The organism is Flammeovirga pacifica, assembly GCF_000807855.2.
GTDB lineage: Bacteria > Bacteroidota > Bacteroidia > Cytophagales > Flammeovirgaceae > Flammeovirga > Flammeovirga pacifica.
Genome location: NZ_JRYR02000001.1, coordinates 3,554,046 through 3,565,924 on the forward strand (window position 1 = coordinate 3,554,046; position 11,879 = coordinate 3,565,924).

13 protein-coding genes are annotated in these 11,879 nt (G+C 34.2%); all 13 read left to right on the top strand.

Translation table 11 applies throughout. From position 1 onward, the window contains the following. The first annotated feature begins 3 nt into the window (after positions 1–3). The 13 genes from NH26_RS13930 to NH26_RS13990 all read left to right on the top strand — a co-directional run bounded on the left by NH26_RS13930 (position 4) and on the right by NH26_RS13990 (position 11,878). Positions 4–1,008 (top strand): hypothetical protein, encoded by a 1,005-nt coding sequence (locus NH26_RS13930; protein ID WP_044228971.1) that lies wholly within the window; start codon positions 4–6, stop codon positions 1,006–1,008. An 84-nt stretch (positions 1,009–1,092) separates the two neighbouring features. Beyond that, on the top strand, positions 1,093–1,380 hold the full coding sequence (locus NH26_RS13935; RefSeq protein WP_044228975.1) for a hypothetical protein: 288 nt from the start codon (positions 1,093–1,095) through the stop codon (positions 1,378–1,380). 1 nt (position 1,381) lies between these two features. After that, positions 1,382–1,933, top strand: coding sequence for a hypothetical protein (locus tag NH26_RS13940; RefSeq protein WP_044228978.1), 552 nt, complete (start codon positions 1,382–1,384; stop codon positions 1,931–1,933). 52 nt (positions 1,934–1,985) lie between these two features. Beyond that, on the top strand, positions 1,986–4,697 hold the full coding sequence (locus tag NH26_RS13945; protein WP_044228982.1) for a hypothetical protein: 2,712 nt from the start codon (positions 1,986–1,988) through the stop codon (positions 4,695–4,697). Beyond that, complete coding sequence (locus tag NH26_RS13950; protein ID WP_044228984.1) at positions 4,694–5,125, top strand: hypothetical protein; 432 nt, start codon at positions 4,694–4,696, stop codon at positions 5,123–5,125. The genes NH26_RS13945 and NH26_RS13950 overlap by 4 nt, the downstream gene beginning before the upstream one ends. Next, positions 5,122–5,514, top strand: coding sequence for a M15 family metallopeptidase (locus NH26_RS13955; RefSeq protein WP_052432299.1), 393 nt, complete (start codon positions 5,122–5,124; stop codon positions 5,512–5,514). Before NH26_RS13950 ends, NH26_RS13955 begins: the two co-directional genes overlap by 4 nt. Positions 5,515–5,575: 61 nt before the next feature. Continuing rightward, complete coding sequence (locus tag NH26_RS13960; protein WP_044228987.1) at positions 5,576–6,145, top strand: hypothetical protein; 570 nt, start codon at positions 5,576–5,578, stop codon at positions 6,143–6,145. After that, complete coding sequence (locus tag NH26_RS13965) at positions 6,142–7,767, top strand: hypothetical protein (protein ID WP_044228990.1); 1,626 nt, start codon at positions 6,142–6,144, stop codon at positions 7,765–7,767. The genes NH26_RS13960 and NH26_RS13965 overlap by 4 nt, the downstream gene beginning before the upstream one ends. A gap of 13 nt (positions 7,768–7,780) precedes the next feature. After that, entirely contained in the window at positions 7,781–8,038 is a 258-nt protein-coding gene (locus NH26_RS13970) for a hypothetical protein (protein WP_139263063.1), read from the top strand. Position 8,039: 1 nt separating this feature from the next. Then, entirely contained in the window at positions 8,040–8,729 is a 690-nt protein-coding gene (locus NH26_RS13975) for a hypothetical protein (RefSeq protein WP_044228994.1), read from the top strand. A gap of 1 nt (position 8,730) precedes the next feature. Beyond that, the gene (locus NH26_RS13980) at positions 8,731–11,241 is read left to right on the top strand and encodes a hypothetical protein (RefSeq protein ID WP_044228997.1); all 2,511 of its coding nucleotides are present in this window, start codon (positions 8,731–8,733) and stop codon (positions 11,239–11,241) included. Next, positions 11,241–11,558, top strand: a complete 318-nt coding sequence (locus tag NH26_RS13985) for a hypothetical protein (RefSeq protein ID WP_044228999.1) — start codon at positions 11,241–11,243, stop codon at positions 11,556–11,558. Before NH26_RS13980 ends, NH26_RS13985 begins: the two co-directional genes overlap by 1 nt. After that, positions 11,555–11,878, top strand: a complete 324-nt coding sequence (locus tag NH26_RS13990; RefSeq protein WP_044229001.1) for a hypothetical protein — start codon at positions 11,555–11,557, stop codon at positions 11,876–11,878. The genes NH26_RS13985 and NH26_RS13990 overlap by 4 nt, the downstream gene beginning before the upstream one ends. Position 11,879 lies beyond the last annotated feature (1 nt).

An 11,879-nucleotide genomic window follows, 5' to 3' on the forward strand; every position in this document is an offset into this window, starting at 1 on the left:
GATATGGATATTTCTCAATTTGGAACCGACCTGAAAAAAGCCTACAAGGTAAATCAGAATGCTATTGACATCGAATTATTAAAGATGGTAGCTTCTAAATCCTTGCAGCAAGCCCGTTTTATTTCAGATGTCGATGATCGTTATATTGGTACAGGTAAAAGGTTAGAAAAAATCTTACAGCCCTATCAAAAAGGTTTTACACCTCATACAGATAAGCTTAAAGCTTACCCTGAAGAAACAATTGTGAAGGGTATCAAAATCAACTATGAATTAGATAGTGATGAACTTGATACTATTATGCGTTCAGTATTGAACCATCTTACTAGAGGTAAGAAAACAAAGCTTGATACTAAGAGTGCTGCAAAGATTATGAACTGGATTTTCTCAAATATTGCAATAACGCAAGCAAGAGAAATTGAAACAGACATTTTCTATACAGGTCGTTATGCTGCTCCAACTCCTGGTACTCCTGGAGATGCAGTTGATTCAGTTGATGGTATCGAAAAGAAAATTGAAGATGCCGTAACAGCCGGTAAGATTGCAGAAATCACATTAGGAGCTTATACAGATGCTACTACTTTTGCTCATGCAGAAGATTATGTGAAGCAACTTCCTGCAGCAGTAAAATATTCAGGAAAGAAAATTCTTTTGAACTGTTCACCTGAATATCATGAAGCTGCTTTCTACAGTCGTAGAGCAGATTTAGGACCAAATGCAAACTACTCTGAAAACTTTGAGATCAAGTTGGGACCACAAAAGAACATTGTTCTTAATCCTCTTATTTCAATGGCTGGAAAGAAACGTATTTTCAATACTCTTCCTGGTAATATGATTTGGTGTCATAACCAAACAGGTGAAGAAAATATGTTGACAGTAACACCTCGTCCGGATGAAGATGTGATCCGTATTACAGGTCAGTTCAAAGCAGCACCTGGTTTTGATTTCATCGGTATCCCTGGAGGTACTTCAGATACACAATTGGTTTGGTCATCAGACGAGCCAATCTAAAAAAAATATAGGGAAAATTTGAATTACAAGTAGTGGGGTAGTTTCTACCTCACCACTCTTTTTCACTTTTAAACAAAAAATATTATGGCATATTCAAAATTAGATAAAGAACTTATTGCACGTATTGAGCGATTGGAACGTCATGCAGGTTTTCACAAACCTGATGAAACGAAAATTGATTTGACAATACCAAAACCATTTGAGTTCGAAGGTAGTCAGTTCACTTTCACTAAACCTCGTTTCAGACTCAATGGCGTAGATTATTTAGCTTCTGATGTTGCTAATGCTCCTGAAGAATACAGAGATGTATTGACCAAGATGGCTCAGATGGAGACCAAAACATTAATTGTAAAACCTTTAATAGAACAATAGAATGCCAGCAATTGCAGTACCTTCAATTAGCAGAGAGGAGCTTGAAATTGTTGAGAAAGGAAACATAGGTGGACTTTCAAAATACATTTTTCTATGTAGAGCAGATGCTGTATCTGTAGATCCAGTTGTAACCTCTCCTAGTGTAACAGTAGATCCAGCTTCTGATTTCACTTTTGTAGATGATACCACAGAGGTTTTTTCAAAAGTATATCACACAAAAGACACAGGTAAGTTTGAAGCAGTAGCTCAAGGTGAGTTTGATTCAAAATCTTACAAACAATCTGTTTCTTTTGCTATTCCAACTTTGTATTCAGCAAATATGCAGTTAGCAAGAAACCTTCTCAATGAGAATGTTATTGCAGTTGTAAAAGACCGTAATGGTCAGCTTATACAAGTGGGAACAAAAGATAGCCCAGCTGTAATTGAAGAAGTCACAGCTTCATCGGGTGGTCCTGCTACTGAAGCAAGAAACATTATGTATAAAATTACAGCTGATTCTATTTTGCCAGCAATCATTTTAGAAGCAGAACCTCAGACAACACCAACGGTTTAACAGTTAGACATACTTAACGTAGCCCAAGTCCCTTCGGGGACTTTTTTTGAATATGGGAGATTTAAAAGAAAACGTACAAGTTGTTGTAGAAATCAACGGCAACAAAGCATTATCAACCCTTAATGAATTAGACCTTGAAGCTAAAGAACTTCGCAAAGGTTTAAAAGGCATGAAAAAGGGGACTGAGGAGTATGTCGCTAAATCAAAAGAACTTGATAATGTAACTGCTAAACAAAAGAAACTTCGTAACGAAATAGGGCTTACAGCTCTTCCTTTAAAGGACCTTAAAAAGCAAGCTGCAAAGTATTATGCAGAACTAAAACAACTTACTCCAGGTACAGAAGCATACATCAAAAAGTCAAAACAACTTAGTGAAGTTCGTGGTAGAATGTCGCAACTCAATAAGGAGCTAAAAGGCACTACTGAATCACAACAAAAACTAACAGGTGAATGGAAAAATATGTTGCCTATTTCGGGGCAAATAGATCAACTGTCAGGTTCGTTTGGAGGATTAAGAGGAATAGTTTTAGGAGCAGTTAATAGTTTTGGTTTACTAAAAGGAGCCATTATAGCAACAGGTATTGGGGCTTTAGTAATTGTTGTAACAGCTTTATTTGGTTGGTTTACTAAAACGAAAAAAGGAACAGAACAATTAGCAGTTGTAATGGCTGTATTAGGTGCGGTCACTGATGCTATTTTTGAATCATTTAATCAACTCATTTCATATATAGGTGAAAAAGCGTACCCTTATCTTCTTCAATTTATTGGTATAATAAGTGGTTTGGTTGATGCTTTCATTTATGCTAAAGATAGTTTTGTTGAATTCTTTTCAGCTCTGTTTTCTGCAGATTGGAGTAAGGTTGGACAAATGGCTAAAAAGGGGGTAGAAAATGTATTTAACGGTATTAAAGCAACGTTTACTACTTCATTAAAAGCAATCAATACAGTAGTGAAATTCTACTTTGATGAGATGTTATCCAATTTCAAAGCAATGGGTAAAATTGCGGAAGGGATATTTACATTAGATCTCTCAAAAATAAAAGAAGGAATTTCATCAACAACAATAGCAAAAGGATTAGGCGTAATAGCAACTGGTTTTGAAGTAGCAGCTGGAGGAGCTAAAGCTTTAGGAGATAATATAAGTGAAGATGTAAGGTTAGCAATAGAATTAGCTAACAGAATGAATAGATTGGTAGAAGCTGAAAATCTTGAATCACTTAACAATGCAAAACGAAAAAAGGAGATTCAGGAACTAATATTCATTACAAGAGATAGGACCAAATCATTTGAGGAGCAAGAAGCTGCTTTAATTCGAGCAAATGAAATAGAACTTGAAGGATTAAACCAACAACTAAAACTACAAAAAGAAAGAGCAGCAATAGCTTGGGCTGATGATGCTAGAGCTGATTCTACTGAAGAAGATACTCAAAAAGCTAGAGAAGAATCTATCAAGCTAATTAACCTAGAAACACAATCATTAGCAAGACAAAGAGAGCTTCTAAATAGACTAAATGAGTTACGGAATAAGATAGTAGCAGAAGAGAAAAAGCAAGCCCAAGAACGACTAAAAATAGATAAACAATATTCTGATCTTAAAGCTCAATTACTTGAAGATGAATTTGCTCAAAAAGAGGCTCAAATAAGAGATACATACCAAAGAGAACTTGAAACTATTGAAGAAGGAGAATACTTAGCAACAGAAAGAAGAAAGCTTCTAGAGGAAGCGAGAGATAAAGAACTACAAGAATTATCATGGGCAAGAAAACAAGAGTTCTTAGAGGAGCAAGCTGTATTTGATGAGGAACAAGAGATATTAATTGAAGAAAAGTTTCAAAATAAATTAATCACTGAACAAGAAAGGGAAAATCTTCTTTATGAGTTGAAGAGGAAGGCGATGGAGAAACAGTTGGGTCTTGTTGTAGAAATGTATGGGAAAGAATCAGCTGAAGCTCAAAAAGTTAAAAATGAAATTCATCGTTTAGATAATGATCATAAAAAGAAACTTGAAGGAAACCTAGATAAAGCCACTACAGCAAATGAAAAGCTATATGATAATCAATTAAGTACAGCAGGTTCTACATTTACAGGTCTTGCAAATTTACTTTCTTCAGATGAGAACTTAAGAAAGAAGCACTTTGGTAAAATTAAAGCAATGCAAGGTGCAGGTGTGCTTATTGATGGTTATAAAGAAGTAGCAGCTATTTGGAAACATGCTATGGACTTAGGACCTGTATTCGGACCTATATTAGGTGCAGCTCAAACGGGTATTGCTGTAGCTAGAACTTCATTAAATCTTTCAAAAATTAATTCAGCTCAGTATGGTTCGGGTGGTTTATTGCTGTCAGGTCCTTCTCACTCCCAAGGTGGTATGCCTATTTTGGATCCTAGTACTGGAAGTGTGGTAGCTGAAGTAGAAGGAGGTGAGCCAATATTATCTGTAGATACTTACAACAATAATAAACCCTTGGTTGATGCTCTTCTCTACACTTCAATGCATAGAGCCGGAGCTTCACTTTTTGAAGATGGAGGAATATTACCTCAAGGTTCAGCTGAAGCAAATGTAGCAACTGAGAATTTAGGGACGCCTACAAGACAAAATAATACTCAAGACACGCAAATACTCTCTCAAATAGCACAACAATTAGCTGTATTGACTTCAGTAGTACAGGCACAACAAACAATGTTGAAAGCATATATAGTATATGATGAGTATGAAGCAGTTAAAAATAGAATAACAGAAGATCAAAATGAAGCACAGTTATGACACATGAAGAACTAGAACAAGTAACAAAAGGAATAGGAGAAGTAGTTATAGACAAGTCAAAAAAACAACCTTATGAAAGAGTATTAAATCTCTTTTTTCAATTGCTCATTTACGGGATAACATTCTCATTCATTGCTTATTTGATAACATCAAAGGACAAGGCAACTACTTCTTTTATTTCAACAACAGTAGAGTTTAAAAATGTTGCAGAAACGGGTAATGTTTTGATGAAAGAAATCATAGACTATACTAAAAACACTACGCTTAGTGATTCTCTTCGACATAACACAATGATGCATGAATTAGCTGACTTAAAAGCTGAAATCAAAAAGGCTCAAGAAGAAATTAAGAAGAATAGAAAAGTAATCGAAAAACAAAACTTAAGATGGCGAAATATCAATACGGGAAGCTCTCAAAAAAGCGAATGAAAGGTGTAAACTATTGGTTAGTACTATGTGCTAATATTGCTCTTTCAAACTGTAAAAAGTATGACCAAACTATTCCTTGGATGGGAGGCTTACGACTGGCTGAAGATCAAAACAGAATTTTCAAAAATGGAGCTTCACAACTAGATGGCTATAAAGAGAAGTCATATCACCAAAGTGGTAATGCTCTTGATGTAGTTCCTTATCACAAGGGGAAAGCAGACTATAAATGTGAGAAAGGATTTAGAGAGTTTGCAAAGTGCATGTTCAATGCTTGGCAGTATATACAAAAACGTTACCCACAAGCAAGAAGGTATAGATTAGAATATGGAGGGCATTGGATGAATTTTGTTGATAACCCACACTGGCAATTGATAGAAATTGCACTCTAGAAACCCGTCCTAAAAATTACAATTGCCATTTACGACATTTGAAGAAAAGGAAATTGCCATAATGAAACGCAACGCAGTAGAAGCCATCAAAATGTATGAGAACGGAGAAATCCGAATATTGTCTGTAAAGCAAGAGCAGATTAGACAACGTTTAAAACGTGCGTATCATTTGCTTTTTGAAAAACAGTCTATTGTTTCAGTCGCTAATACATTGATGGAAGAGGATCAAGACCTGAGTTCAAGATCAGGAGCATTCAGAGCTGTTCAACAAGCGATGCAAATTTATGGCAATCCTTTAGAGTCAACAAAAGAAGCTATGCGATTTGTTTATGCTGAAAAGCAAAATGAATTGTATGAAATATTAATGAAACAAATTGCTGAAAGGCGTGAATCAAAGCAAGATGTAAAGATTGAAGTTGATATAGCTTCAAAGATTCTTGAGAGAAATATAAAATTACTTCGATTAGATTCTGAAGATCAAGATTTACCTGATCCAACTGTATTCCAAAGAACAAGTGTAGCTATCCTTAATGTGACTCAAGACCTCCAGGAGGAATACGGTCACATTATGGATATACCTGTAGAGGTAGTTGATTTTAAAGAGAACGAAATTGATGAAGATGACGAATGAGATACACAGGTACTAAATATCGCACGATGTATTACAATCGTCCTCAACTCATAAATAAGTTTTGTTCAAGACCAAATAAGACAAACATTTGGGGTAGAGGTACTGGTAAATCAACATTAAATGGTGATGATGCTGAATTGAAAGTTCATGCAATGCCACGTTCAAGAGGTTTCATTGTTGGATCAACATATATGCAACTTCTTACGCTTGAACTTCCACCTATAAAGGCTCAATGGGAGCGTTTAGGCTATGTCGAAGATGTACATTATTTCATAGGTAAAAAACCACCTCCACAATGGAAACATAAATGGCCAAAAGCATTTCATATGCCTTCGGAATTAAAAAATGTGATTTGGTGGTACAATGGGTCTATTATTCAATTAGTTTCTTTTGATCGAAAGGATTCTGCAAGAGGAGGTTCTTTTGATTGGGGATTAGGAATAGAAGCAGCAATGCTTTCAAAAACAAGATTAGATAATGAATTACTTCCTGCAGTACGTGGTACTGATTATAGTTTTAACAAGCACCCTCTTCATAAATCTATTACCTATACTTCATCTATGCCATGGACAAGTTACGGAGATTGGTTGTTTGAAGCAGAAGAAGTTCAAGAACAAGAGGAAAAGGAAATACTTGGAGCTGATTTATATAACAGTTGGCTGGAGCTTAAAAACGATCATGGAAATATTTCTCCACTTAGGAAGAAGATTATACGCAAACTCAAAGTTAAAGCATCCGAAAGAACCACCTTATATTTAGAGGCCAACGCTTACGATAACATACATATATTGGGTGAAGACTGGATAGATGTACAACGTGCAAGAATGCATAAAGAGTCTTTTGATATAGAGATAATGAACATCCGGAAAAAGAAACTTGGAAAGATGTTTTATCCAAAATTCAAAGATCGTTTACATACCTATCAAGACTCGTATGATTATCATCATTTAGATGCAGTTGGGGAAGATACCGAACGCCTGATGAATGACTGTAGAAATGATGGCGACTTAATTTCAGGCGTTCACCTCCAAGCTTCATTTGACTTTAATGGAGGTATATATACTTGTGTGGTTTTTCAAGAAATCAAGTCATTGCACAAAGTGAGATTTTTAAAATCTTTCTTTGTGAAAGAAGAGAAAGGACTTAATGATTTAGTGAAAGAAGTAACAGAATATTATTTCCCACATAGAAGGAAATTCCTTGAAGTTTGGGGAGATAGGAATGGTCATTTTGCTTCAAAAATTTCAATTGCAAGTTATTATGAAGAAGTAGCCAGTACCTTAAAAATGGAAGGTTGGAAGTTTTCAATTAAAGCTCCTGACTTTAATATTCCTCATACAGATCGATTTCTATACATCAATAAGATGTTATCATTTGAAGATCCATCTCTTCCTGAAATAGAAATCAATGCAAATAATTGTAAGCCATTTATCATATCAATAAAAAATGCACCGTTGAAAAAAGGACATCTTATTGAAAAGGATAAATCAAGTGAAGCTTCAGATGATATTCTCCAGGAATATGCAACACACTTTTCAGACTGTTTCGACTATGCATTACAACAATACTTCTACAGAAATATAAATAGTTCTATCACTTCCAATTTAAGTATTGGGATTTAAACCAAATCAGAAAATGGCAATTAAAAAAGGAGCAGGTAAATTAAAAACGAAAGCATTTTTCACAAGAAAAAGAGCTGCCTTAATGGTAGTAATTACAGCAGTTGCAGGTGTCTTCATTCAAAATGAAATGGCAAAAAATGTTGTCGTTACTGGAGTAGAAAAAGCTTATCCATTGACGATGGATCCGGACACTGCTATTGACCGTAAAGGTGATACAGTAATGGTAGACCAAAATGGTGTAATTACCAAGAAACCACTGATAGCAAAGTAAAATGCAAGAGTTAAAAAACTTTTTAGCCTTATCGCCTTTCCTTCAAAAATTTGGGGAGGCGGTAAAGCTCTTCGAACAACATAGTAATAATACTATTAAAGTGAAGTATTTTAAATCAAGTACTTCTAAAGTAATGCCTGAACTTCTTAAAGAGCTTCAAGAGTTATCAAGTGATGAGGTTGAAATAACTCCTGTAGAAGAATTGCCAACAAAAGAAGAGAAGCAGAAGGAAGTCTATACAGTAATCAAATCATTCCAGGAATATCCTGAAGAGCTTCAAAAAGTAGTTGCTTATAAGGATGAGAAGTACAGAGAGCTTCAAAAGGTAAGGAATGGATTACTGGAGTGTGCAACAGTTGAAAAGAGAGCTGAAGCTATTGACGAAGTGAAAGCATTATTTGAAGTGAATGCTGAACTATGGAAAGAAGTAGATCACTATGTTGATCATGGTAAGTTTCAAGATAAAAACCCTATCGAAGTTGAGACAAAGAAGGAAGGTGAGACAGCTCTAGAAATGCAGAGAAAACTAAATAATATTCGTTCCTCTCTTTCAAAATCCAAAAAGAGGTTAGAAGGAATAAAAGCAAAATATGGAGAAGAATCTCCTAAATATTTATCAGCTGTTTCCAAACAAGAAAAACTAATTGCAATAAAAGAAGACCTTGAACAACGATTGAAATCATTGATCTAAAATGGCAGAATTAAGCAACATATATAGAGATCCTTTAAGCCCCAATATGGGCGGTTTATATCATTCTATTCGTTTGATTCCTACAGATGATATTGAATATTATCCAGTAGTAGTTGATGGTTTTGTTGAGTTTGCCATCATACCCAAAGAAGGGAAAACGATTACAAAATGGGATATAACAAGAGATAGTGGTGAAGTGAGCTGTAAACTTAGCGGTCCTGAAGGTGGTCGTTTTTGGAGAAATACACTTTCTTTTTCAATGCCACGTTCAAGTGCAATCACACAGCTTGAAGGTGTAGACTTAGTTGCTATAGCCAAAGACCGCAATGGTCAGAGCAGATTAATCGGTACAATGGACCGTCCTGCAAAGCTTTTGAAAATGGAGAGTAGAAGTGGAAAAAAAGCAGTGGAAGGAGGAAAGTATACTTTTGAAATTTCAGCAATCAATGATGAAGAAGCATGGATCTATGGTGATAAAGAATTTCCTATTCCACTTTTTGCTTTTAAAAGTCAGAAAATCGGAACTATCAATATCTCAGTTACGGGTGGAAGTGGATGGTACTTTACAACAGCAACAGGTGAAGAGATATGGAATACTAATGTATTATCATGGCAAAGAAATGAAGCTGACACTGATACTATCTACCTGTACAATAGCAATGGCTTAGATCTAAGTGCTATAACCACTCTCACAGCAAGTAATAATATTCACTTTGGTGATTATGACTTCAGTGAATTCACAAACTTAAAAACATTCAATTGGGCAGGTAACGGACAAGATTCTGTTATTCTTCCTGATAATAGATTTAAGCTAGAAGGAGATACAATTGATGTTACGAATTCATTTTTTACAGGTGCTCAATTTGGTGCTTTACTTGCTGAAATTAGAAGAGTATCAGATACTCAATCTGTAGTGAATAGAAGTCTTAAAGTTGGTACAATTGAAGATCCAACTCTCATTGAAGTAGGTTCTGTATATTATGATGACTATGTATACCTTCAGTCAATTGGATGGAGTATTAATGTTGTAAGTAATAAGTTGCTTACTGCTACTATTGGAGCAAATGGTTTTATTGCTCCAGGAGGAACAATATCTAATGAAGGGCAATTGATGTTTAGAGTGAATGGAGAAATTGCTTCTAATGTTGGCAGTAGTGGTGAGGTTATTGAGTTTGAGGTTAGGAATGGTGATTTGTTGGAGTGTTGGTATAGTAATAATAGTGGAGACTTGGATGGGTTGAGTGAGATTATTTGTAATGATTGTAGAGTACAGTATTTTTATTTTGATAGAATATTAAATGAAAGTACTATTACTTTATTTGCACAAAGAAATAACTATAAAACGCAAGCGATAAACTTTCTAAAATCATACTTAGATTTAGATACAAATAACGGAGATGATTACACAAGCTTAATGAGTGTTAATATTAATAGTTTGCAAGTTGGCGATTTGTATTCTGATGATGATTATAATACAGAAATAGTAAATTACACACATGCAAATAGGTTGATTTGTTATAATTTTCTCGCTGAAAAAGATACTAATTACAACGGAAATTATAATGAAGAGGGTACTTATATTATACCTTATTTAAGTAGTTCAGATTCCGTGGCATTAGATAATCAATCTATTAAAGGTTACGTAAAATCATTTATTAAAGAAATAAAAACTTTTAGATGTAGAAATAATCCTAATGTTACATATTATAAATACTTTAATGATTTTGAAATAACGTCTTACGGATCGCCCGAAGGATTAAATCTACTTAATAACGGTAATTTAGATTCAATACAAGATAATTCGCTTATTAATATAGTTTCTAGAAGAGTTATAAGTTATTCAGGATGCAACACTTTAGAGGTTGTAAAGTTTAAGACAATAACAACGGATAGGATATATTTTTTACCATATTCTCTTAAAAGAATTGAAGCTGAATATATATCAAGTTATTCGGGTGCATTTAAAGTCGATCCAATAAACAGTAATATTCAAAATTTAGAATATATACCACCTTTTAAGGGTAATTTTAATGATTTTTTATTTACAGCTAGTCAAACGGCTATTAAAGAATTTAATTTTAGTGAAGCTAATTTTACTGGTTCATTTACTATGATAAACGGAGTATCTACAAGTTTTACTAATTTTATAGGTTTTATTAGTGGTAACGTTACGTATTTTAGGTTTACATTAAGAAACTCTTTAGCTACAATATTTGACCATTCTAATGTAGTAATAAACGGAGAGTCTTCAATTGTTCATATGGAATCAATCAACCTATTAACAGTTAAAGTTCCAATAGGCACTATTGATAACTCTAACATGAATCCAACCCTTAATGTAATTGATTTAAATAATTGTCCGTTATTAACGGATCAAAATTGGGAGAATACACTATTTATAAATGTAAATATAAATTTACTTAATTGTCCTAATTGTTCAAATATTAGAGTTAAAACAGGCAGTACAATTACATTGATTGAAAATCAAGGAACAACAATAACATACGTATAATGACAGATAAATTAAACACCATAATAGCTTCAGAACCACAAATAACCACTGAAGCACAACGTATTTCAAAAGCAAAAGAAATCCTTTGCGTAAAAGAATGCCTATCAAGAGTTCAAGCACTCACAAATGATAATTCAGTGAAATCTTACAGCATTGAAAAGAATAATAATCAAATCACTATGATAGTGTATTTTGATGATAGCACAAAAGAGACTGTCACTTCAGATCTGTTAGATAAAACTATCATCAATCAATGCATTCAGAATGACTTTGCTCTTATTGAAGCAGATATTGACCAACAAATTGAAGTATTATGATCAATCTTAAACACGCATTAATTCAGCTCCAAACTCCAAATGAACAAGGAGAAGGTAAAGAGTTCTCATTGTCTTTTACACCTATCTCAGGAAATCGAAAAGGAAAGGTATTGCATATTCGTAAGGCGATAATGAGAAAGTTATCAAAAGAGAAAGCTCAAGAGGCAATTGTCAATGCTCATAAGCCGAAAAAAAAGTATGATCCAAAGAGTCATAACATCAATATACAAGTCATAGAAAGTGATGATTTTCCGGAAGGGGTTATCACAGTAAAAGACTGGAGTATTTTAGAATTAAATGACCTTAAAACTATAATATAAA